Source organism: Bifidobacterium animalis subsp. animalis ATCC 25527 (assembly GCF_000260715.1).
Lineage (GTDB): Bacteria > Actinomycetota > Actinomycetes > Actinomycetales > Bifidobacteriaceae > Bifidobacterium > Bifidobacterium animalis.
Genome location: NC_017834.1, coordinates 1,540,500 through 1,567,006 on the forward strand (window position 1 = coordinate 1,540,500; position 26,507 = coordinate 1,567,006).

At 62.8% G+C, this 26,507-nt stretch carries 15 protein-coding genes and 1 tRNA gene; 3 read left to right on the forward strand and 13 right to left on the reverse strand.

Translation table 11 applies throughout. From position 1 onward, the window contains the following. The first annotated feature begins 80 nt into the window (after positions 1-80). A tRNA-Arg gene (locus BANAN_RS06500) sits at positions 81-153 on the forward strand. A gap of 104 nt (positions 154-257) precedes the next feature. Continuing rightward, entirely contained in the window at positions 258-986 is a 729-nt protein-coding gene (locus tag BANAN_RS06505; RefSeq protein ID WP_014698112.1) for a DUF4391 domain-containing protein, read from the forward strand. A gap of 15 nt (positions 987-1,001) precedes the next feature. Here BANAN_RS06505 and BANAN_RS06510 read toward each other — a convergent pair whose 3' ends face one another. Both BANAN_RS06510 and BANAN_RS06515 read right to left on the reverse strand, forming a co-directional pair. Next, on the reverse strand, positions 1,002-2,231 hold the full coding sequence (locus BANAN_RS06510; RefSeq protein ID WP_014698113.1) for a pyridoxal phosphate-dependent aminotransferase: 1,230 nt from the start codon (positions 2,229-2,231) through the stop codon (positions 1,002-1,004). A 25-nt stretch (positions 2,232-2,256) separates the two neighbouring features. Next, positions 2,257-2,790, reverse strand: coding sequence for a very short patch repair endonuclease (locus BANAN_RS06515; RefSeq protein WP_014698114.1), 534 nt, complete (start codon positions 2,788-2,790; stop codon positions 2,257-2,259). 116 nt (positions 2,791-2,906) lie between these two features. Here BANAN_RS06515 and BANAN_RS06520 point away from each other — a divergent pair, with 116 nt between their 5' ends. Beyond that, the gene (locus BANAN_RS06520; RefSeq protein ID WP_014698115.1) at positions 2,907-4,475 is read left to right on the forward strand and encodes a hypothetical protein; all 1,569 of its coding nucleotides are present in this window, start codon (positions 2,907-2,909) and stop codon (positions 4,473-4,475) included. Between the two features lie 33 nt (positions 4,476-4,508). Here the strand turns inward: BANAN_RS06520 and BANAN_RS06525 are convergent, their stop codons facing one another. The 11 genes from BANAN_RS06525 to BANAN_RS06575 all read right to left on the reverse strand — a co-directional run bounded on the left by BANAN_RS06525 (position 4,509) and on the right by BANAN_RS06575 (position 26,180). Further along, complete coding sequence (locus tag BANAN_RS06525; protein ID WP_014698116.1) at positions 4,509-5,894, reverse strand: 3'-5' exonuclease; 1,386 nt, start codon at positions 5,892-5,894, stop codon at positions 4,509-4,511. A gap of 137 nt (positions 5,895-6,031) precedes the next feature. Further along, positions 6,032-6,685 (reverse strand): peptide deformylase, encoded by a 654-nt coding sequence (locus BANAN_RS06530; RefSeq protein ID WP_014698117.1) that lies wholly within the window; start codon positions 6,683-6,685, stop codon positions 6,032-6,034. A 37-nt stretch (positions 6,686-6,722) separates the two neighbouring features. Further along, positions 6,723-8,087: a phosphoglucosamine mutase gene (glmM, locus tag BANAN_RS06535; protein WP_014698118.1), complete on the reverse strand. Its 1,365-nt coding sequence runs from the start codon at positions 8,085-8,087 to the stop codon at positions 6,723-6,725. A gap of 464 nt (positions 8,088-8,551) precedes the next feature. After that, positions 8,552-11,176 carry an aminopeptidase N gene (pepN, locus tag BANAN_RS06540; protein ID WP_014698119.1) on the reverse strand — a complete coding sequence of 875 codons (2,625 nt, stop codon included), beginning with the start codon at positions 11,174-11,176 and terminating at the stop codon, positions 8,552-8,554. Positions 11,177-11,331: 155 nt separating this feature from the next. After that, on the reverse strand, positions 11,332-13,239 hold the full coding sequence (locus BANAN_RS06545) for a ribonuclease J (RefSeq protein ID WP_041777044.1): 1,908 nt from the start codon (positions 13,237-13,239) through the stop codon (positions 11,332-11,334). A 114-nt stretch (positions 13,240-13,353) separates the two neighbouring features. Beyond that, positions 13,354-14,265: a 4-hydroxy-tetrahydrodipicolinate synthase gene (dapA, locus tag BANAN_RS06550; protein WP_041777045.1), complete on the reverse strand. Its 912-nt coding sequence runs from the start codon at positions 14,263-14,265 to the stop codon at positions 13,354-13,356. A 45-nt stretch (positions 14,266-14,310) separates the two neighbouring features. Next, entirely contained in the window at positions 14,311-15,072 is a 762-nt protein-coding gene (gene dapB, locus BANAN_RS06555; protein ID WP_014698122.1) for a 4-hydroxy-tetrahydrodipicolinate reductase, read from the reverse strand. 57 nt (positions 15,073-15,129) lie between these two features. Beyond that, on the reverse strand, positions 15,130-16,548 hold the full coding sequence (locus tag BANAN_RS06560) for an MFS transporter (RefSeq protein ID WP_014698123.1): 1,419 nt from the start codon (positions 16,546-16,548) through the stop codon (positions 15,130-15,132). Next, positions 16,545-17,255: a GNAT family N-acetyltransferase gene (locus BANAN_RS06565; protein WP_014698124.1), complete on the reverse strand. Its 711-nt coding sequence runs from the start codon at positions 17,253-17,255 to the stop codon at positions 16,545-16,547. Before BANAN_RS06565 ends, BANAN_RS06560 begins: the two co-directional genes overlap by 4 nt. Positions 17,256-17,477: 222 nt before the next feature. Further along, positions 17,478-21,614, reverse strand: a complete 4,137-nt coding sequence (locus tag BANAN_RS06570; protein WP_014698125.1) for an ATP-dependent DNA helicase — start codon at positions 21,612-21,614, stop codon at positions 17,478-17,480. A gap of 12 nt (positions 21,615-21,626) precedes the next feature. Next, the gene (locus tag BANAN_RS06575) at positions 21,627-26,180 is read right to left on the reverse strand and encodes a PD-(D/E)XK nuclease family protein (RefSeq protein ID WP_014698126.1); all 4,554 of its coding nucleotides are present in this window, start codon (positions 26,178-26,180) and stop codon (positions 21,627-21,629) included. Positions 26,181-26,507 lie beyond the last annotated feature (327 nt).

The window sequence follows — 26,507 nt, forward strand, 5'->3', positions numbered from 1 at the left end:
TCGTCCGATGAGATGATTTCGCTTGGAATCGGTTCGCCGTGTCGAATACCGTGCGTCGTGTTGTATAATGGTCATTCGTTGCCCTGGTAGCTCAGTGGATAGAGCACCGCTCTCCTAAAGCGGGTGTCGCGCGTTCGAATCGCGTCTGGGGCACTTTGTTTTTCCGACGTCGCATGCCGTGAATTCGAGATACACGCGTGCCGCGCGCCCGTCATGCAGTAGAGTCGCTAGAAAACACGCCGACGAAAGAGGCTGGCATGGCGATTGAGGCACATTGCGGCACGCTGAGCGCACTGACGCTCGCACTCCCCCGTTCCTGCGCGGTTCCCGAGTCCAGGGGAATGCTGCCGAAAGGCATGTTCGTGGCCAAAGTGGCCGTCTCGGCGAAAACCAAACAGCATCTCATCCATGCCATCGACGGCATCACGATGCTCGCCATTCTGCGCGCCGCAAACACAGGCGTGGAACAGGGGCGCCGCATTCCCGAAGTGCTGGTGATCGGCCTGCGACTCGCCGACGACGTCGAGGAGGTGCCGCACGACATCGTTGAGCTCATTCAGGCACAACGCAAATCGGGCATCGTGTTCGTCTGCGTGCGCGACGCGGAATTCGAAGGCGCCATGCGCGAGGAAGCGTGTTTCGTCGTGCGTCGCCCATTGAGCGAGCGCAGTGGGCATGCACCCACATTCCATGAATTCGCGAGCGCATGGATCCCCTCCGGCGAAGCCATGCTGGAGATCGCGGATGCCGCGGCCACCACCGACGACCTGTGGGATTCGCTGTGTTCGCAGGTGATCTTCGGCAGCACGGATTTCGCCGATCTTGACGCGCGTATCGTGCGCGCGAGCAGAATCGCCCAATTGCGCACGCAGATCGCCAAACTGGAGGGCGACCATGCTAGGGCGAAGACGCAGGAGCGGCGCAACGAGGCGCATGCCAAGCTGCGCAAGGCCCGCGCCCAGCTCGAGTCCCTCGAACAGTTGTAGCCGAGTCGCGCCCATTCAACGGCGCAACGAGGCCACGAAATCGCCCAGACGCTCGAATCCGACCTCCAGATCGCTCATCGATGCGGCATAGGAGAGCCGTACATGCGTGCTGCCAGTGGCCGGTCCGAAATCACCGCCCGGCGTCAACGCCACATGGGCCTCATGCAACGCGCGTTCGCAGAAGGTCTGCGCATCGAGGCCGGTGGAGCCGATGTTGAAATACGCGTAGAACGCTCCGTTCGGCACCACTTCCAACGGCAGCCCGATGCGGGCGAGAGCGTCCACCACGAATGCCCGTCGCTCCAGCAGTTCCTGCCGGCGCTCCTCGCATATGCGCAGCGACTGCGGTGTGAAGCAGGCCAATGCGGCGTACTGCGACGGCGTATGGGCGCCAAGGAAGAAGTTCGTGGCCAGATTGTCCACCGCCTCCAAAGCGAACTCGGGAACCACCATCCACCCCAAACGCCAGCCGGTCATGCCGAAGAACTTCGAGAAACTGCCGCACACCATGGCTTCGGGGTCGACGGCGAGCGTCGACTCCACACGGCTGCCGTCTGCCTCCACGTCGGTCAGGTCCAAATAGGTCTCGTCCACAATGCGCCATGCGCCATGGTGTGCCGCGTACGCGCATACGTCACGCAACACATCGGGCGCAATCGTGGTGCCGGTGGGGTTGGAGGGCGACGTGATCATCACCGCGCGTGTACGCTCGCTCCAGTATTGCCGGACGAGCGGCAGATCAAGGTGGAATCGCGTCGCCGCGGACGTGGGCACGTCGACCACCTTGCCGCCGAAGGACCGCACCAGCTCGCGGTTCGACGGGTACGACGGGTCGGCGATGATCACCTCGTCGCCCTCGTCGACGCTCAAGGCGGTCGCCAGCAGCAGTGCCGCCGAACCTCCTTCGGTGATCACGATGCGTTTCGAATCGACTTCGATGCCATGCGCCGTCCGATAGAACCGCGCGATCGCCTCACGGAGTTCCGGCAATCCCATGGAATCCGAGTACGGCAGTGGACGGCCGTCATACAGGTCGCGCATCGCCTCACGCACCGGTTCCGGCGCACCGTAATCGGGTTGCCCCAGACTGAGGTTGATCACAGCGACGCCTTGCGCACGCAGACGCTTCGCCTCATTGCTGATTCGCATGCCCATGAACGGTCTGGCCAATGCCGCGCGTTTCGCAAACGGCGGCCGCATGTTCTGCCGTTGCGAATCCTTCACCTGTTCGCTTGCACCTGTCATATGACACTCCTTCGCCCTGAGCTGCTCACTGTTGCCCAGTATCTGCCGTTTCGCCGCCGTTTTCAACCGCTCCCTCTACGGGCGCATCCAGAATCTGCGATGCCAGCGATTGCAGGCGCGCGTCACGCGACTGCCGTCCCAGTTCGCATTCCCATACGTCGATCACCCGCCAGCCCATGGCCCGCAGCTGCTCGTGCTGGGCTCGGTCACGCTCGCGGTTGCGCGTGAGCTTGGCCGTCCAGAATTCCACGTTCGACCCCGGCATCTTGAATTTCGGGCAGCCTTCATGCATATGCCAGAAGCAGCCGTTCACGAAGACGATCGTGTGGTATTTCGGCAACACGATGTCGGGATGGCCCGGGTAACGCCTGTCGTTCTTGCGGAATCGGAATCCCCGTGCGAACAGATAGCTGCGCACGAGCCGCTCTATCGACGTGTCCTTGCCGCGGATGCGCGACATCGTGTAGCTGCGCGTGCCTCGCGCGTATTTGGAATCGCCGGAATCTGCAGATGTGCCCACGCCACCATTATCACCGGCCCCGCGGATCGCCGAACGCACACGATTTCTTCACATAGTGAGCAGACTTCGCCGTTCGCATACCGTTTCGCGGACGATTCATGCAACCGTGACAATATGGAACGACAATATGGTGGAGGGAAACATAAGGAGGCACCGTGGGATTACGTAATCGACACACCCAGCCGGTGTATTACAACGAACTGTACGATATTGAGGATTTCATTGGCACGAGCTGCCTGAACAACGACGATCTGCATGCACCCACGTTCCTTTGGGATTCATCGATCTGCGAGGAGTCGCGTGACGACGACGCCGAGCGTCTGGGCACGCCGGTGGCGCCCGCGGACGAAGCGGAGACGGTGATGACGCTGTCGATGCAATGGTATTTCGACTCGCTCGCCGCCATTGTGCCGGGTGCGCAACGCACGGGTGACGGCATCGAGATGCCGCTTCGCGATATGCCCACCTTCCGCATTGATTCGCAGGCACTGCAGGGGGTGAGCTGCGTGGTGGGCAACGCGGTGGCGAGCAACCATTGGCTCGACGCCGTGAACAATCTGGCACGCGCGCTCGAAATCACCGCCGAGTTCCTCAACAACTGCGCCGATCGCGACAACGAGGGCCTGGATTTCCTCAAAGACACGATCATGCAGGTGCAGGTGTACATGGATTCCGTGGCCCGCAATGCAAGCCCGGACGTCGCGGCCACCGCGCTGCGCCGCATCACCGACGTCGCCTGCAGTAAATACTTCCATTTGAACGCCACGAAGATGATCGAGCTGCTCTCGTGCACGCTCTCCTTCGCCTGCTACGACGACACACGCGTGCTCGCCTACGAGTCGCTGGAACGCGCAGTGGAATACATGCGCGCGAATCTCGACGAGATGGATCATTTCGACACCCCGTCCGGCTCCTCGCATGCCAGGAACGCGGGTGACGGGGCATCGCCCAACGGAAGCGACCCGCATGCACAGACCGCTCCCACCGACGATATTGCCCAAGTGAACGAGCAGTTCGAGCAGATGATGGCCGCCGAGTTCAATGCCGACGACGACCTCGGCATCGTAGTGCCGCACGCTGATTCGGACGATGAGATGGCGCTGAATCTGACGTTGGATCCGGAGGCCTTCAATCGCCGTCTGCATATCTACGCACGTGAGCAGTTCGAACAGGCAGTGCAGTTCCTGCGCCACGACCTGCTGCGCATCAGCGGCGACGATGCGGCGGCCGACGATTTGCTGCGCGACCACACCGACATGGAACCGTTGGCCGATATGCTGGCGCTTCGGCTCATCAGCACGAAGCGCTTCCATGAACTGCTGAGCCTGGCGATTCGCATCGAACGCGAACGGCCGAACCAGCAGATCATGCTGTTCCCGGAGACGCTGGTGCCCTACCAGTGGGATTCGATTCGCGAGATCGCACTGCAGGGCATCGACAACCGCGACGAGCTCAAGCGCATCTACCGCGAACGCATCGTCGAGGCCTACGACCCGAGCGATACGCGCGCATTGGCGAATCTGCACGCCCTATGCAGCGAGGCGGGCGACTGGGACGAGCAGGTGCGCCAGATCGTCAAGGAATATGCGAACGGCGAGGGACGCTACGCGCGCAACGTGATCTACGAGCAGATGCTCATCGCCGAGGACATGGTCGAGGAGGCCGTCGAATACGTCGAGCATTTCCCCGAGGCCAAGGAGGATCTCGCACTGCTGCTGTGGTGACGCATCGGCATGGGTGCCTCAGGGCGTCTGGGCTCAGCGGCGCCGTCCGGTGCGCTTGCCTCCCACGCCTCCACGGCCTGCCGGCCCCCATGGGCCTTCGCCAGCTGCCTTGAGCGTGCCCAGGTGGTGGCGCATTGCCACGAGCATGATATGGGCGTCTTCCAGCCCCAAATGCCGTTCATGGCTGTTGCCGTCAAGCGCTCCTTGGCGTTTCGCATACGCTTCTAGGGTGTTGTCGCCGTGCGGGTGGCCGGGCGAGGGAACGGAGCCGGCATCCCAATGGCGGCTCATCGGCATCGTGTCGAGAATGGTGATCTCGCTGTTGCGGTATGCCTCGGCGTAGCCTTCCACGTTCGCCATGAAGAACCGGTGTTCGAAGGTGGCGTTGTGCGCCACATACGGTTGTTGTATGAGCCGTTCCAGCAACGCCTGCTGCATGCGCGGCCATTCGTCGAAGATGGGCTCGCCCGCGATTTTCGTCACGTCAATGCCCGTCAGCTGCGCGATGAATGGGTTCGCCACCTCAGCACAGCGCAGCGGCACGCCGAACGACAGGCGCGACTGGTCGTATGCACCATCCGCGGCATAGTCGGTCTCGGTGTAGACGTCACGTGCTTTCGCTTCCTCCGGCGCCGGCGTTTGCAGATTCATGCGCTCGAAGCCGACGTCGATGATGTAGTCGCGCCATGCGCTTGTGCCCGTGGTCTCTATGTCTATGCCGAGCACCGCGTCCACATCGCGTCCCGGCAGATATGCCATGCGCCAGTCATACTGGCTGTCCGAACGTCTTGGAGCCGCCGGACGGCTCGTCTGCTCCGATTCCTCGGACAGCACCTTGTCGTCGGTGAATGACGACAGACTCGCCTGCTGCACCATCTGCGACCCCGCCTTGCGCTGGTTCATCGCATGGTTGCGCCGTTGCGCACGCTCCTGCGCAAGTTGGGCGGAACGGTCCACGATCTCGCTCGCATGGGCGTCCTCATTGCCGTGCAGCATAACGAAGGCGGTGCCATGCTCGAATCTGCGCTCCACATTCCATAATCTGCGCGCCTTGCCCTGCTCTATGATCAGCGTGATCTCGTCGTTGAGCCTGCGATTGGCGTACGCAAGCCCACGGGCGAGCCGGAACGAATCGAGATTGCGGTCGAAGTCGCCCATGAACACGCTCGTCACGTTCTCGAGAATCGCCTCGAGCCGCTCGCGAATCGCATAGTCCTGCATGAGCAGGGCATGCGCGTCGTACTCGTCATGCACCAGGTCGAGTCGGGCTCCGGCGCCCACGCCCGCAACGAAGTCGAGCGAGCGCACCCAATCCCAATCGATGATGCGGTCGTCGGCGTCGCGCTCCATCACGGCCGCCCATTGCGTCACGTCGTGTTTGCTCGCCTCGAGCCACTGCGTATTCTGTTCGTAGGTCATGTGTTCATCGTAGGCCAATCATGCCCGATTGTGTAGCACGGGAAGGCGTTGTGGATATCTCGGCGCATTCGTGCACCTGTGGATAACGAAACGGGGCCGCCCACCGTATGTGGACAGCCCCGTGGATAACCTCTTCCTCACAGCTCGAAGCCAAGCTCCTTGGCAGCCTGCGTGGGCACCGGATCCTGCGCCCAGAAGTCCTCGAGATTCTCGACCGTGGTGAGCGAGCGGATCTCCGCCTGGTCTATGTACAGCTCGCCGCTCAAATGGTCGGTCTCATGCTGGAAGATGCGCGCCGGCCAGCCATGCAGGTGTTCCTCGTGCTCCTTGCCGTCCTCATCATGCCAATGCGCGATGATGTCGAGGTAACGTTTGCGCACCGCCTGGTAGCCGTCGAAGCTCAGGCACCCTTCGTAGAAGGAGCGCGTCTTCTCACCTGCGGGGCGATACACGGGATTGATGATCGCATGGAACGGGAACTCCGCTATCTCGCGCGGATCGCCGTCATCATCGCCGTTCGCGTGGTCCTCCACCACCGCAATGGCAAGATTGAGACCGATCTGCGGACCGGCCAGACCCACTCCCGGTGCGTCGAGCATGGTCTTGTGCATCGTCTCGATGAGCTTGTGCAGCGTATGCTTGCTCAGCTGGCCGTCGTAGCGCACGCACTGCTCACGCAGCACGGGCTCGCCCGCTTCGACTATGGGCAGCACGCCGTCCCTCGCGGACTTGAGCAGACGTTCGACATCCGCATTGAGCTCGATGTCGACATGGTTCTTCTTTCCGAACATGTTCAGACCTTCCTGGAATTCGCTGATTGACGTGCGCTCACAATGCGAGCTCGTCGGCGACGATCTGCGCCAGACGCGCAGTGATCTCGTCGGCCTGTTCCTGCGTGGCGGCCTCGGCCATCACACGCACGAGCGGTTCGGTGCCGGACGGCCGCAGCAGCACACGGCCCGTGTCGCCGAGCAGCTCCTCCTCGCGGGCGACGGCTTCGAGCACGGCCTTGTTCGTCTTGGCTGCCATCTTGTCGACATTCGGCACGTTGATGAGCTGTTGCGGCAGCTGCGGGAAGTCGGCGGCGAGCTCTTTGAGGGACTTGCCCGACTTCACCACCTCGTTGCACAGCGTGAGCGCGGTGAGCGTACCATCACCCGTGGTCGCGAACTCGCGGTTAATCACATGGCCGGACTGTTCGCCGCCCAGACTGTAGTCGCCGCGCAGCATCTCCTCGAGCACATACCGATCGCCGACGTTCGTCTGCACGGTGTCGATGCCCATCTCCTTCAATGCGAGCTTGAGCCCCAGATTGCTCATGACGGTCACGACGAGCGTATCGTGGTTGAGCTTGCCCTCGCGCTTCTTGGCACGGGCGAGAATGCCCATGATCTGGTCGCCGTTGACCATGTTGCCTTCGGCATCGGCGGCAAGGCAGCGGTCGGCGTCACCGTCGAAGGCCACGCCGAGGTCGGCGCCCGAGGCCCTCACCATCGCCTGCATCGACTCCGGGTGCGTGGAGCCGGCGTTCTTGTTGATGTTGTAGCCGTCCGGCGAGGCGTTGATCACAATGACGTCGGCGCCTGCGCGACGCAACGCCTCCGGGGCCACCACTGAGGTGGCACCGTTGGCGCAGTCGGCCACCACCTTGAGGCCCTTGAGTGGCTGCTCGGTGCCTTCCGGCGCGATGGCGGACACGAGATGGTCTATATACAGATTCGTCGCGGTCGTCGTATCGTGGCTCACACGGCCCACTCCGGCACCCGTGGGGCGCTCCCAGTCCTGGCCGAGCACCGACTCGATCTCGTCTTCCTTCGTGTCGGGCAGTTTGAACCCGCCGCGCGCGAAGAACTTGATGCCGTTGTCGGGCATCGGATTGTGCGAGGCGGAGATCACGGCACCCATCTCCACATTGAGCACGCTGGTGAGGAAGGCGACACCCGGCGTGGGAATGATCCCGGCGTCGATCACGTCGAATCCGCCGGCGCTCATGCCGGCGGCCAGGGCATGCGACAGAAAATCACCGGAAACACGTGTGTCACGGCCGATCAGGGCACGGTGCCGGTTCGTCTCGCGACCACCGTCGTCGCCGAGCACACGGACCGCCGCATCCCCCAAATCCAAGGCCAACTGGGCGGTGAGATCCCGATTGGCAAGCCCTCGAACACCGTCGGTTCCAAACATACGCGGCATATGCATCCTCTATTCCATTTCGCGCATTCCTATATTCCGTTCCAGTCTACGTCACCAGTGCCCCTTTCACCGCGCATCATTCGTCATGGATGCGCTGTACCCGTGTGTGCAAGTATGCGTTTGCCGTCTGTGGCACACCCTGATGCGATACATACGTGCGAATATGATCTTATTCGTCTTATCTCCATGCCCCTCCATATGACGAACACGTGCGCTTGCACACAGAGTTGTCATATTTGCAGACTCCTTGCGCTACATTCCCGTATATGCGCGCACGTCTTCGTCGCATTGGGGGCTTCCAGTTATGATTAATCCGTGCGTCGATGCATGTGTCTGTCACGTTCGAAGGCCCAAATGAGTCATGAGACTATTCTGAGACTATTCACTGACTTGCCGTATCCACCGAATATCAACAATACGGAGGGGATGAGTCCCGCGGCCCATCCCCTCCCATGCCCAGCGCATCACCGGGCGGATTCACCAATCGATGCGTTGAAATCGCTCACCATACGGGTGCGATGCGATGCCTCGACATTGGCCTTGACCATGCGCAGCAGCGCGTTGTCGGCATCCTGGTGCGCGGCGAGCCAGCGGTCCCCGGCCTCGACGAGCTTGGCCGGGTCGGCGTATGCCGGGTACAGGTCGCCAATGAGCACTTCGCTCATATGGAAGGTCTTGTTCTTCCAGATCCAGTCGATTGCCTCGAAGTAGGCATCCACATAACCGTCGGCGAGATCGGCGTCATGGGTGCCGGAGAAGCCGCGAGCCACCTCCTCGAGCTGGCTGTTGGTCAGCTCGTCGTTGTGCAGCGCCTGGTCGAACGCCCAGTCCTTCGATTCCTTGCTGTGCAGCGAGGCGCGCGTGCCCACGGCGAACTCGCGGTTCTCCGTGGTGTCGCGACGCTTGAGCTCGGCGTCGATGTCTGCCTGCTTGATCGCATTGATCGAAGCGAGCGCGTGCATGATCGACCAACGGAAGTTGTTGTCGAGCTCGAGTCCTTCGAACACGAGCGAACCAGAGAGCAAGCCACGCACGGTGTCGGCGAACTCGCTATCGCCTTCCACGCCATAGGTGAGGTAGGCGCTCACGAGCTGGAACTGCTCGTCGGAGCCTGCCTTGGCCTGCTTGGCGAGCGCGAACAGCTCGCTGGCCACATGCTTGGCGATTCGGTCGCGCTGCTTGGCGTCGGTGTAATGCCAGACGGTCGTCGAAAGCATGGCGAGCGCATACCGGAACGTCGTCGACTCGGTTTCGGTGCCGAGCATCTTGAGCGTCGTGTCGATGAAGTCGGTGGCGGCCAGCTCACCGTCACGCGTCATGTCCCACAGCGACAGCCAGATCACGGCACGGGCCAGCGCATCGTCGAAACGGTACAGGTTCGCCATGGCGAAGGCGAGGCTGTCGTCGTCGAAACGAAGCTTCGTGTAGGTGAGGTCGTCGTCGTTGGCGAGCAGCAGTGACGGCTTTGCCTTGCCGGCCGCCTGTGCCACCGTGGTGTGTTCGCCGTCCACATCGAGTTCGATGCGGTCGGTGCGCACGATCTTGCCGGTCTGCGGGTCTTCATTGTAGAAGCCGATGGCCAGGCGATGCGGGCGCAGCACCGGGAACTGGGTTGGCGCGGCCTGCGTGAGCATGAGCGACGTGATCTTGCCGTCGGCATCGGCCTGAACAGCGGTGCTGATCGTGTTGATGCCCGCCTGTTCGAGCCACTTGGCGCTCCAGGTCTTCAGGTCGCGACCCGAGGTGGCCTCGAGTTCGTCGAGCAGGTCGTTCAATGTGGCGTTCGAGTATGCGTGGCGGTTGAGGTAATGGTTGATGCCCTCGAAGAACCGTTCGCGGCCCACGTATGCGACGAGCTGCTTCAGCACGGATGCGCCCTTCGCATAGGTGATGCCGTCGAAGTTCACGTACGTGTCGTTGAGGTCGTTGATCGGCGCGACGATCGGGTGCGTCGTGCTCAGCTGGTCCTGTGCCAGTGCCCAGCTCTTCTCACCCGAGCAGAACGTGGCCCAGGCGTCCTTCCAGTCGGTGGCCTCGGCGGTGGCGAGCGTGGAGGTGAACTCGGCGAAGGATTCGTTGAGCCACAGATCGTTCCACCACTTCATCGTCACATAGTCACCGAACCACATGTGGGCGAGTTCGTGCAGCACGGTGACCACACGGCGCTCGGCGAGCGCGTCGGTCACCTTCGACTCGAAGACGTACGAATCGCGGATCGTGACGAGGCCGATGTTCTCCATTGCGCCGGCGTTGTATTCCGGCACATAGATCTGGTCGTACTTCGCATATGGGTATGGCACGCCCCAGGTCTTGGCGTAGAAGGCGAAGCCCTTCTTCGTGATGTCGAACAGATAGTCGACGTCCTTGGCGAACGCGTCTTTGAGCGCCTGGCGGCAGTATTGGCTCATCGGCACGGTACGGCCGTCCTCGTTCTCGTAGGTGGTGTGCCAGGCGGCGTAGGGGCCGGCGCAGATGGCCGTCAGATACGAGCTCATCGTGGGGGTGGTGGCGAAATGCCACAGCTTCGTGCTCTCGGCCGGCTTGTCCGCCAGCGTGCCGTCGGCGGTGAGGTCTGCCAGGTCCTCGGTGGATTCCACCGGCATGTTCGACAGCACGGTCCACGACTGTGGGGCCTTCACACTGAACTTGAACGTGGCCTTCAGGTCGGGCTGGTCGAACACGGCGTAGACGCGGCGCGCATCCGGCACCTCGAACTGCGAATACAGGTACACGTTGCCGTCGGACGGGTCGACGCTGCGGTGCAGGCCCTCGCCGGTGGTGGAGTAACGGCAGACCGCCTTCACCACGACCTCGTTGTGCTCCTTGAGGTTGTTCAGGTCGATGCGGTCGTCGTCGAACACCTCGTTCACGTCGAGTGCCTCGCCGTTCACCGTCACCGATTCCACGGAGTCGGCGATGAGATCGAGGAACGTGCTTTCCCCGGCATGGGCGCCGAAGCGGATCGTGGAGGTGGAGACGAAGGTCTTCGGGCCCTGCGTCAAGTCCAGATCCACCGTGTATTCGATTGGATAGGTGATAATCGCCTTGCGCTCCTGTGCTTCCGCTCGGGTGAGATTCGATCCCGGCATGGATTCTCCTTTACTGCTCTGTGTTTCCTATGCTTAGTACTACCCTATATGAATCTGGTCGGATTCCGCTCGCCGCACACGGCAAACGGCGCCCGGTCCGCCGGACGTGAGACTTCGGTCCACGCCTTGGGCGGATCGGGCGCCGCATCGGCCACTCAGTCGTTGTACGACTCCATCTTGTTCATGTCGGCGGCGACATCCGCCACGACTGGCACGATCATCGGCTTGCGCTTGAGCTCGCGCGAAACCCAGCCGCCGAGCGTGCGGCGCATGATCTGCTGGAGCTTGTGCGTGTCTTTCGTGCCCGTCATCATCGCGTCGCGCAACTGCTCGACAATCTGGTGACGCACCTTCTCGAACTCGCTTTCGTCTTCGGCAACGGCGTTGAGGTACACCTTCGGTCCGGAGATCACCTCGGCCGCATCCGTGTCGACGACGGCGAAGCATGACACGAAGCCCTCAGTGCCGAGAATGCGGCGCTTCTCGAGCTCCTCATCAGTGAGCTCGCCCACCGAATCGCCGTCCACATAGATGTAACCACATGGCACGGAGCCGACGATGGCGGCCTTGCCGTGGTAGAGGTCGACGACGTCGCCGTCCTCGGCGAGCACGACGTTCTCGGGCTCGATGCCGGTCTTCACGGCGATCAGGCCGTTGGCCACGAGATGGCGGTTCTCGCCGTGGATCGGCATGGCGTTCTTCGGCTTGACGATGTTGTACATGTACAGCAGCTCGCCCTCGTTGCAGTGGCCGGAGACATGCACCGCGGCATTGTCGCGGTTGACCACGCGCGCACCGAGCTGCACGAGCTTGTTGATCACCTTGTACACGCCATGTTCGTTGCCCGGAATGAGCGAGCTGGCGAGAATCACCGTGTCGAACTCGTTGATCGTGATGTCGCGGTGGTTGCCGTCGGCGATGCGGCCGAGGGCGGCCATCGGCTCGCCCTGCGAACCCGTGCACATGTACACGAGCTTGTTGTCGGGGTAGTCCTTGGCTTCCTTGACGTCGATCACCGTGTCCTCAGGCAGGTGCAGGTAGCCCAGATCGGCGGCGATGGCCATGTTGCGCACCATCGAACGGCCCACGAACACGACCTTGCGGCCATACTTGTGGGCGGCGTCCACCACCTGCTGCACGCGGTGCACGTGGCTCGAGAAGCTGGCGACGATGATCTTGCGCGTCGCGGTGGCAAACACCTGGTCGAGTGCCGGGCCGATCGACGTCTCCGGCTTCACGAACCCGGGAACCTCGGCGTTCGTCGAATCCATCATCAGCAGGTCGATGCCCTGCTCGCCGAGCTTGCCGAACTCCACGAGATCGGTGACGCGGTGGTCGAGCGGCAGCTGGTCGAGCTTGATGTCACCGGTGTCGATGAGCGAGCCGGCCGGCGTGCGCACGCACACGGCGAGCGCGTCCGGGATCGAATGCGTCACCGAGACGAATTCGAGGTTGAACGGACCCACCTTGAGCTTGTCACGGCCTTCGACCTGCGTCATCACCGGCTCGATGCGGTGTTCCTTGCACTTCGCCTCCACGAATCCGAGCGTGAGCTTCGAACCGATGAGCGGAATGTCCGGACGCATCTTGAGCAGATACGGCACGCCGCCGATGTGGTCTTCATGGCCGTGCGTGAGCACCAGCGCATCCACCTTGTCGAGACGGTCCTTGATGTAGTTGAAGTCGGGCAGAATGAGGTCGACGCCCGGCTGCTCCTCCTCCGGGAACAGCACGCCGCAGTCGATGAGCAGAATGTGGCCGTTGTATTCGATCACATTCATGTTGCGGCCGATCTCACCCAGACCGCCGAGCGGCACAATGCGCATCGAGCCCTTGCGGTACTTCGGCGGTGCGACGCGGTTCTCGTCCTGCGTGTCGCTCGTGGCGAGCGGCTTGTTCACGTTGATCTGCTTCCTCACCCGCGTGGACGTGTTGCGGGTGGACTTGCGCGTGCGCGGGCTCTTCGCCTGGCTGGCCGCCGACTTGGTGCTGCGGCGCTTCATGCCGGTTGCGGATTTTCCTGTGGAGCGTTTCCTCGTTGTCTTTGCTTCTTGTGTTGCCATGCTACTTTCTCTTCGCATTTCCTTGATTATTGCCGTTGCCTTTGCAATCGGCGAGGTATAAAAGGCGAGGTATAAAAACCAACGGCTACCGCTTGGGCAACCGTTGTGTGCGGATCATTCCGGAATAAGACCGGATGCCCGCAGGCCGTCGCGTACGACTTCGATCTGTCCGTCGTTCGGCCCGATGTTCGGCAGACGCATTGTTGTGCATTCCATGATGCCGCGCACCTTGAGCGCCGCCTTTGCCATGACCGCCTGGAACCCGGCGCCGTTCATCGCTTCGATGGCGGGCGCGATGCGGTTCGCCAGACCCTGTGCCTTGGCGATGTCGCCGCGGTCGAACGCTTCGGCGAGCTCGCGCATCGGTTTGGCAGCGGCATGGGCCACCACCGAGATGATGCCCACCGCACCGATCGACAGGAACGGCAAATACAGTGCGTCGTCCCCCGAATACCAGGTGAGACCGGTCTCCATGCGCTTGCGTACCGCTCCGGCAATGTCTCCGGTGGCGTCCTTGACGGCCTTGACGTGGTCGAGTTCCGCGAGATGCACGTAGGTGTCCAGTGCGATTCTCACACCGGTGCGCCCAGGCACGTCGTAGACGATGATCGGCTTGTCGGCCGACTCGTTCACCGCCTGGTAATGGCAGAAGATTCCCTGCTGCGACGGCCGTGAATAGTACGGGCAGACGACGAGCACGGCATCTGCGCCCGCTTCTTGCGTCTGTTCGACCATGCGCACGGTATGCGCGGTGTCGTTCGAACCGGCGCCGGAGATGACCGGCACGTCGACGACTTCCTTGACGGCCTTGACGAGTTCGACCTTCTCATCCATGTGCGTCGTCGGCGACTCACCGGTGGTGCCGTTGACCACGAGGCCGTCGGCACCGTCGGCCACCAGCTGTTTGGCCACCGTCTGGGCCATGTCGAAATCGACATCGCCGTTGGGCTTCATCGGTGTGATCATCGCGGGCAATACGCGGCCGAACGGGGCCGGATCGAGAAGATGCATAATACCGTCACTCATAATTGCAACGGTACTTGCTAGTTCGGACGCGTGCCGCTCGTTCACTCACAGGTCGAGGAAGTGATCGAGTCCGACGGTGAGTCCCAGAAACTCGCCGGAATCGATCTTGCGCACGGCGAGCAGCACGCCGGGCATGAACGAGATGCGGTCGAAGGAATCCGCTCGAATCACCAACTGTTCACCGGCATTGCCGAGCAGCACCTCCTCGTGGGCGTTCAGTCCGCGCAGACGCACCGCATGCACGTGCACACCGTCGATCACCGCACCGCGGGAACCGTCGTCGGTCTGCGTGTTGTCGGGCATCTCACCCAGACCGGCCGCCTTGCGGGCGTCGGCAATCGCGTGGGCAGTGTGGATGGCGGTGCCGGACGGTGCATCGACCTTGTCGGGGTGATGCAGTTCGATCACCTCGGCGGATTCGAAATAGGGGGCGGCGATGCGCGCGAACACATCTGCAAGCACGGCGGAGATCGCGAAATTCGGCGCAATGAACACGCTCTGCTTGCGACCGTCGATCGTCTCGGTCTCCGCGAGTGCGGCGCGCACCTGGTCGAGCTTCTCGTCGGTCCAACCGGTGGTGCCGACGACAACGTTGACGCCCTGCCTCACGAGCGTGAGCACATTGTTCAGACTCACCGCGGGCACCGTGAACTCGACGACCACATCAGTGTTCTGCGGCGTGATCTGCGTCAGATCATCGCCGGCGTCAAGAGCGAGCGCCAACTCGGTGTCGTCGGCGGCCCGCACCGCCTCGACCACGTGCGAACCCATGCGTCCCTTGGCTCCGACCACGGAAACTCGAATCATACTTCCTCCCTTGGGGTTGTGTGTGCATCTGCACCTAAGAGTAATTCGTGGCGTGCATCACGCGTTCGGGTCGACGGCCTGCGCCTTGCGGGAGGCGACATACCAGCCGAGCACGGCGAAGGGGATCGCGGCGAGCGTGTACATCCACGTCGTCATCACGCCGGCATGTGCATCGATGTGGTCGAGCACCATGCCGCCGACCAGCGAACCCATCGCGGCGCCGATCTGCCCAGCCGTGGTGAGCCATGAGAGTCCCTCAGTCAGCTGGCTCTCCGGCACCGTGTCTTTCACAATGAGATTGCCTGTGGCAAACATTGGCGAAACGACCAGGCCGGCAAGCAGTTCGACGATGCCAAGCACCCAGTAGGTGTCCATCGTCACGCGCATCAGCATGAAGCCCACGGCGAGAATGCACAGGCACACGATGAGCCGGCGCCAATGCGAACCGCGATGCTGGCGGGAGCCGAAGTAGAATGCGCCAATGCACGAACCGACGGCGATCATTGCCAGCTGGAGCCCCAGGAAGCGGTCGAGATGGTCGGCCTCCATCTGGCCGGTCATCGACACGTCGAAAGTGGTGAAGCTCATGTTGAAGCAGATGAACGCGAGCATCAACGGCAGAATCCCGGCGTACAGCAGCACGTTGCGCGTGGTCCTGCGCGACTGGCTCACCATGCCACGGTGCTTGCGCTCCACACCGGCACGCTGCCCGGCGACGTGCGAGCCATCTGCCTCGGCGGCGAAACCGGAACGCGCCATGAGCACATCGTCGTCGTCACCGTTCACCCGCACTGTCTCCACGGCGTGCAACACCGGCGGTTGCGTGGATCTGAGCGAGAAAAAGATGCCGCCGCCAATCGCGCAGGCGGCGGTCGGCACGAACAGCTGCGAAACGGGGTGCACCGACGTGGCGAGCGTAGCAGCGAGAATGGGGCCGAAAATGAACACGATCTCGTCGATCGCCGCTTCGAGCGCATACGCGGTGTTGAGCAGATCCATGTTGTCGGTGCGTTCGAGCAAGTAGGTCCATCGGGTGCGCACGAGTGCGCCGAATGAGAACTGCGTGGCACCCATGACCACGGCGAGCACGAACAGCAATGGGATCGGCACGCGGGCAAGCGCTGCGAAGGCGAAGGCGAGCATGACGATCACCTGCACGGTGAGCGCGACACGGCCCACCTTCACTTGGCCGAAGCGGTCGAACAGGCGCGCGTAGAACGGGGTCACGGCGGCGACGGCCAGAATGTAGACGGCGCTCATCGCCCCGGCCACGGTCCAGTTGTCGTACAGATGGTTGAGCGCGAGCACGATTCCCAGGCTCATCATCGACATCGGCAGGCGTGCGAAGGCCGCGGAGAGGCAGAACGCCTTGGCGCCCTTGAGCCTGAAGAGTCGTGCGTACGGCGAGCCTGAGCCTTTCGTCTTCTGCATCGCCCCATCGGTCGTTTTGGGAAGGTTGGATGGCTTCGAACTCATACGGTCGGCACCTCGCCTCGGTACACGAACATGTCGTCGCGAATGCCATCGGCACGCTCGTTGTCTTCCGGATGGTCCGCGCGCAGCCGTTCAGCCACGCGTTGCAACCCGTGATGTTCGTAATAGGTGTAGTCGCAGCTGGTGTCGGTGTGCAGGTAGAACGCGTACACGCCGTTCGCGCGGAAGCCCTGCAGCAGTGCATTCCACAACGCGCCTCCCACGCCATGGCCCTTGACCGCCGGATTGACCATAAACAGCAGCAATTCGGCCTGCGCGCTCTGCCCGACCCCGCTATGCAGTTCGAGTTGGTGGTCGGTGTCACGGAAATGGTCGAATCCGGAGCGCATCATCTTGGCGATCGGATGCTCGTCGATGATCTGCCGCAGGTCGCCGAGCATGCCCTCCGCCTGGGGGAACGCCAGCGGCTGCCCGTCGATGTGCGCCAACGTGACGCCGGCGAACTCGCCGTCGGCCTTCACCGCCACGCAGGACGCCGTGGCGGACCGCATGTATTCCAGCACGAAGTACTTCGCCAGTTCGAACGCCATGGGGGTGCCGGTCAACGGTGCCGCCTGCGGCCATACCTCGTCGAACACCCTGGCCACAGCCTGCAGGTCGCCGAGGGTCATCGCACGCAGGGTGAGATCGCGGTTCGCCGTGCTCGACGCACTGGCAACGTTGTCATGTCGATTATTGGTGTCGCTCATATCACTCCTCACATCGAGTCAGTCATATGCGCCCGCCCGCATATTCGCCAACGATGCACGACGCGCGGAAGGCCGTGACGTGCGTTTCCCCGCCACCTATGGCCGCCGTTCCGCGCACGCCGCCCGATGCCCATGTCGCATGGGTCACGCTGAGTCGTATGCGTTGGCATGAAAACACTGCCTACACTAACTACGGGTGTAGATTGACGCCGTGAGCGTACGCTAATCGTTGTCGTCGGGCTCGGGAACGCCGGCGCGCATCTCGGCGAGAACCTCCGCCTCGCTCCGCTGCGGCGCGACCACGAGCGCTTTCGCCGGGTCCTTCTCGCTGACGTAGTAGAGGGCGGCATCGATCTGGCTCATCGGGATGCGTTTCTGCAGCGCCCAGAAATACCGGTACATATCGAGCTGGGCGAGCTTGCCGGCGCGCTGCTGCGCATTGCGTGGCCGCGAGCCGGTTTTCCAGTCGACGATCGTATACCGCGCATCCCCACTCGCACCGGACATGCCGTCGCCAAGACCGCCATAGAACACCGCGTCGAGCTTGGCATCCACGCGCTTGCCTATGCCGCTGACGAAAGTGGAGACGGTTTGCTCCACGGCGGCCGGCTCACGTGCCGACCATGCCGACTCGAGGAACCGCTGCTTCCATGTGAGCAGATCGCGCTGCTCCCTGGGCACCGGACGACCTTCCCGCTCGGTCTGTTCAACGGCTTCCGCCTCGTGCGCCACCTCGTGAGCCATGGCCTCCTGCGAGATGCCATATTCCGGGTTCACCCCCGCTCCGAGATATCGCTGTGCCCAGGCGTGGAATCTCGTGCCCGCCTGCGCCTGAGGTGTGCTCACTTGCGGCACGGGGCGAATGATCTCCAAGGCGAAATCTGTGGCGTTCTCGCCCGCCTCGGCATTGCGCTGCAGACCGGTGGCCGTGAGTTTGTCTTTGGCGGCCAGCACGCGCTGCCCGCGCATGCGCACGGCCTTCTCTATTTCGTCGGCCGTCATGCCTTCACGGATCAGTGTCGCCCTGTTGTCGATGAGCTGGCGCGCCCGCTCCAGCAGCGATCTGCCGTCGCCTTTCGCGGTTTCGCCCGGCATGTTTGTCGGATTGTTTTGCGACATGCGCTGCACCACCTGCGTCGCGCCCTTCCGCAGGGTACGGTGCATCTCTTCGCTCAGCCGACTTGGCCATGGCAGATGCTGTTCCGTGTCGATTGGTTCCATGGGTTCCTCATAGGGTTCGTCCACGAGAAGCGTCGCAAATTGCTTGGCCCTCTTCCCGACGATGATGCCCTCCGGTTTCTTGGCGCCGCGTTCATGCAGCGAGCGCGGCTGCGTGGACTCCAGATCATCGTAGATCACGGCGGTGTTGCCGGCAGCGGCGGCAGCCGGCCGCGCTGGCGCGGTGGGCTGGTCGTCGAACGCGGTCAGTTCCACACGTTGGGAGAACGAGTCGTCGCGTGACATGGAATCGCGCAATTCCCGCCAGAACACGGAGGGGGTGCCCGACTCCTTGGCGTTGTCTTCCGGTACGCGGCTCGTCGTGGCGCCCACGCTGTAGGTGACCAATGCATCGTGCTTGGCACGGGTCAACGCCACATACATGAGACGCCGCTCATCGGCATGCAGGGCACGACCACGCTCCTCTTTCTGCGACAGATCCCATGCGTCCGGCTCGCCCAGCTCGTCGAGGAGCACGCCGTTGTCGCGCAGCAACGCGCGCAGTTCGCCATAGGCGTCGTTCTCCAGACTCTCCACCGAATCGATGTCACGCAATGCCCGTACCGCGCTCTCCTGCAGGCTCGACGCATCGGATTCCCCCGCATCGGGAATCATGGGGAATTTCGGCAGAATGGCTGCATCCACGCGAATCGGCACCGGGACCGCCTCGGGACTCTCCAGCCAGCTTTTGGCCGTCTCCTCGTAGAGTGGCGGCTCCCAATCCAGTTTCGACCCGCGGTCTTCCAGTGCCTTCACCCTCAATGCGTCACCCTGATTCGAGGGGAATGCGCCCTGTTGCATGCCTACGATGGCCACGGCGTCCCATTCCAATCCCTTCGATTGATGCACCGTCATGAGCACCACATCGGCGGGTTCATCGCCGAGGTCAGCGGCTGCCTCCGGCATATCGTTGCCATTCGCCATGTCGAGGTAGGCCAGGAACCCACGCAACGTGGGACGCTGCTGTTGCGCGATCTCCGACGTGTAGGTGTTCACTGTCTCGAGCAGCGCATCGATCGCCGCACGCACTGCATCGCGCGGAGCCGGCGCTTCCCCCGTTCGCAGACTGCTTGCCAGCATGAGGTCGACGTCGAGGTTCAACGCCTCCACCGCGGTGTGGATCACCTGTGCGAGCGGCTGGTACATCTCGTCCTGCACGCGGTGCATGGCCTCCACGGCCTGCATCACGCCGGCACGCCCCTCATCGCTCAGACCGGCGGCTTCCAGCTGCGCTGCCACATCGTCGCGCAACAGCATGTCGATCAGGTACACCATGTTCGGCGCATTCCTGGCGTATTGCCGCACCAATGCGCCCCATTCGCGCTTCGGTGTGCCGGCGGGGGCGAGCCCCGCCTCCACGAGCGTGCGGAAGCGGTATTCGGTGTTCAGGTCGGTGGCGCGTCGGGCCAGACGCTTGAGGTCGAGGGCGCCCAGAGCATAGCGTGGTGTGGCGAGCAGGCGCATCAACGCGTTGGCATCGGTGTGGTCGCCCACCACCTTGAGCAGGGCTAGCACATCCTGGACTTCCGGTCGGTCGAGCATGGCGGAAAGGCCCACGGCACGCACACGCAACGGCCTGCCGTTGCGCAATGTCACCTGGCTCAACTGGTCCTCATACAATGCCATCGCCTTCTTGCTGCGAAACAGCACGGACACCGGCGAATCACCGGGGTTGCAGGCCTCGCCGTACTGTTCCACGGATTGTTTCACGAATCGTGCGACGGCGTCGACCTCCTGTCCACGGGTCTGGAGGCCAAGCACCGCCAAGGTACCCTCATCCACCTCGATGCTGCCATCGTCCACATTGCGCAGTGGCTGCACCGGCACTTCCTGTGCGTTGGCGCCGCTGGGACGCTGTTCCACGCGACGCAGCACTTTGGTGAGGTTGTTCGCCCCCTGCAGCACCACCCGCGAGTTGCGCCGTGTGCACGTCATCGACAACGGCTCCGTGGCGGCCGGCATGTGGAAATCGTTAATGAACATGCGGAATGCACCAGGCGAGGCCCCACGCCATGCGTAGATCGACTGGAACGGGTCGCCCACGGCGCTCACGGCCGCGCTGCGGTCGGCGCCATGGGGTTCGTCCACATGGAACAATGCGGCGAGCAACGCGGATTGGGTCGTCGATGTGTCCTGGAACTCATCGAGCAGCACATGGGTGAACTGACGCCGGTAATGGGCGCCGATCGACGGGAACCGTTCGACTAGCTGATAGGCGGCGATCACGAAGTCGCTGTATTCGGCCATGTGCCGCCGGCGTTTCTCCTCGTCGAACTCACGCACGAGCCCGAGCAGCACATCGCGTTTCATCGCCACCAGGTAGAGGTCACGCGCGGCCAACTCGGCGTCGGCATGCATCGCTTCACTGACTGCGTCTTTGTCGCCGGGGGTCTCGACGTACTCCCCACCCTTCTTCTCCACCTTTTTCCTGGCTTTGAGCACACTCTTCACCGCCTTTGGCGTGGCGCCCCTTTGCCGATCCGCCAACGGCCCGGTGAGCAGGCCGGACTCATCGGTTTGCAGGAGGTCGAGAATCTGCGTACGGAACGTCGCGTCCCATTGCGTTATCCGTTCGATGGCATCGGCCACGGTGAGGCATCCATTGCCGATCATCGAATTCGCGATGTTGTTCGCCAGTGCGCCCACCGCATCCACCACCGTGCCGAACGAGCCCATGTCCACTGGCAGTTGCACGATCTCGTCGACGTGCCTCCCCACCACCGAGGCGATGATCTGGCGTGCACCGGCGGCACTCAGCGGCTGCGTCTGCGGGTCGAACCCCACCAGCAGTCCGTATTGGCGCACGATCGACTGGAAGAACGCATCGTAGGTACGCACATCGGGTTTCATGAAGGCGAGCCGTGCAGGGTGGGCCCCTCCCTCCTTCGCACGTTCACGCGCATCGTCGAGCACCGCCTTCGACACTCGTGAAAGCAGCTCGGAGGCGGCCTTGTTCGTGAAAGTGAGACCCAGAATATGCTCCGGAGGCACGCCTTCGTGAATCAGGTGGATCACGCGTTCGGTCATGGTGAACGTCTTGCCCGAGCCGGCACCCGCCACCACAATCACGTTGGCGTCGGCATCGGCATCGATGATCCGCTGCTGTTCAGCGCTTGGAACCGGCTTGTTTGACTGTGCCATATTCGCTCCTGCCTATTCCCATTCCGTTTCGAATACCGTGGCCATCGCCTCGTTGCAGGCTGCGCATACCTGCTTGTGGCGGCACACTCCCCTATGAGCGTCCGTCGGATGCGCCACGATGTGATCGGCCTGTTTGGCCGCGGCCGCATAGAACACGCGGGCAAGCATCGTCAACGCCCACAACGTGCCCTCCTGCGCACCGGCGAGCAGGTCATGCCACACCTCTTCCGGAATGCCGTCCGGAGCCTCGGATGGCAGCTGCATCTTGAACAGGGAGCTCATGTGGGGTATGTAGTAACGTGCCGCGAATCCGGTGCTCGTGACGGCGCCCCCTTCCATCAGCGCCGGCTGATAATACGATTCCACTCGTGTGGCGGTGCCTGCCGGCGCCGGCTGGTCCTTGACGAAGAACAGCTCGGCACGGCTCACCTTCGGGCGTGGCCCGGTGAGTGCGGTCGTGGACCCATCGGTGTTGAAGGCCAGCCCAAGCTGGTAGCACACGAGCTGCAGGTCGCTGAACTGCTCGGCGGGCGAGAAGCTGTTCCCCGTCTTGTAGTCCACAACCCGCCAATGTTCGTCACCATTGTCGAATCGGCGGTGTTCCAGGCGGTCTATGCGGCCATTGATCCGCACCTCTTGCCCATCGTCCAATTGCACGGGCCAACCGTCCATGAGCACCCCGAGTATCGCCCGCATCTGCTGCACGGTGAGCTCCGGCCGATCCCCGGCATGGTTGTAGGCGTCGGTGATGCTGCGCAACGTGAAGGCCCCTTCGAAGGAGCATTCCGCGAACGACTCGACCAAGGTGCCTATGGCACCGGTGGTCTTATGAATGTAATCAGCCTCGTTCGAATCGACGAAATACCTCGCGATGTTAAACAGCATCGCCTTGGCCTCAGCATCGCGCTGCAATGCCACGAACCGTTGCGAGGCGTCCTCTATGCCCAGCGGGTCTATGCGCCGCGGCGCATAGTATTCGTCGAACATCCTGTCGGCTATGGCCTGGGCCGTCTGCTCACGCCATGTGTCGGTGTGAGGCCCCCGAATCGGCACGAATTGTTCGTAGACCTGCGCCAGATCCCAATGATGCTCGGTCGCGTATTGCGCGGCATCGTGCACGAGCGTGCCGAAATCCGCCACCACCGCGCTTGGAGTGGGGCCGCTGAAATCGCGTTCCAGGCGAGCACACACCGCGCAACCCCACAGCCGGTCGACCTGCGAGGGCGACAGCACGATCGGGGCGAACGGATCCGTCGGAACACTCATGACTTGGGGTAAGACTCCAGATTGTGCCGAGCCCGCATTGAGACTGAGCGCTGTACCAGCGGACTGCACGGCGTTCCCGGATTGGGTGCGCTCATAGCGCCCAGGCGATCGCGACCCGGTGGGGGCGTCGCGCAGGAACGGCCAACGCCGCGGGTCGGCTTCGTCGACTCCCGCCGATGCCAATGCCGCCAATGCGGCGGCGGCATCCTGGAATTCCGCGGACGATTCCTCACCATGGGCCAACGCCATACGGGCCAGGGCGATCACACCCCGCATGCTCGCATTGAGGGTCTCGTCACCTGCATGTCGTTCCGATTCCTTCAGGCTATACCCATGATCAGCAGTGTCCACCGATGCTTCGGTCTGAACCTTCCCCGAAGCCGCATTCGCGGCATCGGGTGCCTCGGCCAGCCGTTCGGCCAATGGCCGCTCGGTATCGTCACGGGTGAAGCATTCCGGCAGGTACGCGTATAGGAAATCAGAGGGCACGGCATCGTCGTTCTGGCTGGCGCTCACGTTCAAGGTACCGTTGGCGCGGGTGAGTGCCACCAGCCAGCCCTTCTGCTCGGACGCCAGCACCTCGTCGAGTTGGCCGCCGACCTCGTTGCGGTGCCGGGTCTGGCTGCCGTGCAGGGCGATATCCACCAAATCCTCGCCGCCGAACATGGTGTTACGGGCGGCCAGATTCGGCCAGGTGCCTTGTTGCACGGCGGGAATCCACACATGCTCCCAGCTCAGTCCGGCAGTGCCGGCAGGCGTGGTGAGCGTGACCGCCTCGTCGACCGGTGCCAGACTGGCCAGCGAATCCGCCTCGATCTGCAGCTGGCGCACCTGGTCGATGAAGGCGTTGATGTCGGGGGCCACGCCTTCGGATTGCACGTAGTTGAACAACCGCATCGCCGTGTCGAGCCGGTCGTTGGCGGCACGGCCGTCCGGCGAGTCGAAAATGGCCTGCACCTTCCACGCATCGGCCACATGGCACGCTTTCCATGCCGCCTCAAGCGCGTATTGGGGCGCCTTCGACGGCAAGGAGCCGAGGTCGTCGGCAATCTGCCCCACAATGCGCCACAGCAGATTGAAATTGCGCACGTCTTCGTTATGGTCTCCGCACAGCGCCTCGAGCACATCGAGCAGCGTCTCGTCATCACCTTGTGCAAGGAGCAGATACAATGCATCAATGCCGAATTCAAGGCCGTCGCCCACCTTGTCGGTGTCGCTCAGCCGCGAATCGTCCACGACGATGCCACTGGCCTGCTCCTGCGCGGCATGCGCGGCGCGCACCGTGCTCGCAAGGGCATCCCATTGCGAACGCAGATCCGACAAAGCGGATGCCTTCACCGATTCGGCGAGTGCGCTCCGGTCCGGGTCGGCCGTCGCACTCGCATCGTCGAGAATGTCGGTCTGGGAGATCCTCGCCAACGCTTCGAGCGAGGAAAGCGCGGCATTCACCGTGTTCAGGCGCATGGGCCGCGTCGGTTTGCGATGCGATCTGACGTGTGCGTTGATTGTGTTCGTGCCCATGTTCGCGGTGTCGATGAGCAGACTCTCGGCGATTCTGCCCACGCGGGCACGCACATACTGCGCGGCGGCGGCGAGCGTCATCGAGCGGGTTTCGAGTCCATGGGCACGCAATTGGGCGAGCTCGATGAGCGCGAACAGCCCCTGCACGAAAGGCTCGTCTGCGAGAGGCCGGGTCACCGACGAATACCGCACCGGCACATCGGCCCCACGCAGCCTTTCCCCGAACCGCAGCACGTCGGCGTTGTCATGGCAGATCACGGCCATGTCGTTCCACGTCACGCTCCTGTCGTTCAGATGCAGCGCCGAAATCTGCCACACGATGTTGTCGAGTTCGTCGTTTGACGACCGGTACAATCTGCCGTTGAGAGAGCCGTCTTCCAGCACCTCCTTGGTATGCGGGTCGTCGGCATCAAGCGGGCGCAAGCGGTCCGAACCCTCCACGGCAGGCAGTTTTCCGGGCCGCTGGGCCAGCGGCAGCGCGGATTCCTCGGCGGAGGCTATCGACAGGCTCACGCGTGACGCCACGATGTCCCGATAGGTGGCGGGCTCGTGTTGAAATGCCTGCAATGAGACATGGTCGGCGGCGAACGGGCCGTTCGGATCGAGGAAGCATGCATAGAGGTATTCCGGGTATGAGCCGCGGAATGCCTGCACGGCTTCGTCCGGATCGCCGAACAGCACCAAATGCACGCCGAGCCCCTGCAGCACCGCGAGCAACGCCAGGCCGCCCAACGTGAGATCCTGCACGTCGTCCACCACCAGCAACGTGGGCATCCAAGCCCCTGCAACAGTCAGGGAGCGCATGGCCGCAAGCGGCAGATACGAGGGGTCCAAACGGTATTCGCCAGGGTAGCGCCGGGCCACCAGATCGAAATACTCGCGCCTCAATGCGAGTGCCAGACGCCACTGCAACGAGAGGCGCACGCCAGCGGGGCCCTCCGATTCCACGGCTTGGCAGGCGACCTGCATCGTCCATTCCTCCACATTGCGCGCAGCCGCCGTCGGCTGCATCGCGCCGAGACGCAACAATGCCCCCACCTCGTCGAAGTGGGCGAACACGTCGCGCAACTGGGCGATGAATCCTGCATTGACGTTCGCTGCGATGTCGACAATCGTCTCCTCGTCGGCATCGTTGGCATCGGCGGCATCCATCACAATGGTCGCCCAGTCGAGCGTGCCTGCGGACGAGGAGTTGGCAGCAGCACCCATCCCCTTCCGTGCGGGGTCCGCCTGCACGCCTGCATCCTCGAAATAGGCACTAAGCAGCCGGCAGGTCTCGCATGAGCCATCCTCGCCACGGCGATGCTGTTCGACGTGCACGGCGATCACATGGCGCAACAATGCGTCCTGCTCGGCACCGTTGATGAGACGGGGTGCGCTGTCGCCGCTTCTCGAACGGGCGATCTCAAGCAATTGGAAGGCCAACGCATTGAGCGTGGTGGCCGGACGCACACGTTCGCTTGAGCCGAGTTCGCGTATGATTCGATCGGAATACAGATCTGCGACACGACGGTTCGGCACCAGCATCACCGTCGACCCGTCGCTCCCGGCCGCCAGATCGGCTCGCAGACCGGCGAGCGTCGTCTCCACGGCCAGCTGCGTCTTGCCCGAACGCGGTGCACCCGAGACGAGCAGAGTGCGCGCCTTGGAATTCCGGTCATCATTGTGAGCCGACTCCAGGAATTCACGAATGGCACGGCGAGCCCCTTCATTGGCCTGCGGCGCATCGTCAACGGCATCCATGCCGGCGGCACCACGCTCCTGGGTATGTTCAACCATGCATTGCCTCCTCACCCACATCGACATCCTCCACACCGATTCTCCAAGTGTATGGACGGCCTGCACGCACGTCAAAGAAACGCCGTATACAACGACGCGGTCCGTTCGAATTCCCATTTGCATCGTATCGCGGCTCATATGGCGCGCAATATGTTGCGGCATGCGCGTCTCAAAGGAAAGCGGGGAGGAATGCGAGCATGCAAACTGGCCAATCTGCCCCTATTGCCGCAAAACGACCAACGAAACGCCGCACTTCGTTGAGACAGTCTCATTGCCGGCTTACGCGCAAGCAGTCGAGCGCAAATTTCGTATAGTCTACATATGGGA

Bases quoted from the DNA above. Each gene is read 5' to 3' on its own strand.
- dapA (WP_041777045.1), bottom strand. From the start codon at position 14,265: ATGAGTGACGGTATTATGCATCTTCTCGATCCGGCCCCGTTCGGCCGC.
- BANAN_RS06570 (WP_014698125.1), bottom strand. From the start codon at position 21,614: ATGGCACAGTCAAACAAGCCGGTTCCAAGCGCTGAACAGCAGCGGATC.
- pepN (WP_014698119.1), bottom strand. From the start codon at position 11,176: ATGCCGGGATCGAATCTCACCCGAGCGGAAGCACAGGAGCGCAAGGCG.
- glmM (WP_014698118.1), bottom strand. From the start codon at position 8,087: ATGCCGCGTATGTTTGGAACCGACGGTGTTCGAGGGCTTGCCAATCGG.
- BANAN_RS06545 (WP_041777044.1), bottom strand. From the start codon at position 13,239: ATGGCAACACAAGAAGCAAAGACAACGAGGAAACGCTCCACAGGAAAA.
- BANAN_RS06510 (WP_014698113.1), bottom strand. From the start codon at position 2,231: ATGACAGGTGCAAGCGAACAGGTGAAGGATTCGCAACGGCAGAACATG.
- BANAN_RS06530 (WP_014698117.1), bottom strand. From the start codon at position 6,685: ATGTTCGGAAAGAAGAACCATGTCGACATCGAGCTCAATGCGGATGTC.
- dapB (WP_014698122.1), bottom strand. From the start codon at position 15,072: ATGATTCGAGTTTCCGTGGTCGGAGCCAAGGGACGCATGGGTTCGCAC.
- BANAN_RS06560 (WP_014698123.1), bottom strand. From the start codon at position 16,548: ATGAGTTCGAAGCCATCCAACCTTCCCAAAACGACCGATGGGGCGATG.
- BANAN_RS06575 (WP_014698126.1), bottom strand. From the start codon at position 26,180: ATGGTTGAACATACCCAGGAGCGTGGTGCCGCCGGCATGGATGCCGTT.
- BANAN_RS06505 (WP_014698112.1), top strand. From the start codon at position 258: ATGGCGATTGAGGCACATTGCGGCACGCTGAGCGCACTGACGCTCGCA.
- BANAN_RS06525 (WP_014698116.1), bottom strand. From the start codon at position 5,894: ATGACCTACGAACAGAATACGCAGTGGCTCGAGGCGAGCAAACACGAC.
- BANAN_RS06565 (WP_014698124.1), bottom strand. From the start codon at position 17,255: ATGAGCGACACCAATAATCGACATGACAACGTTGCCAGTGCGTCGAGC.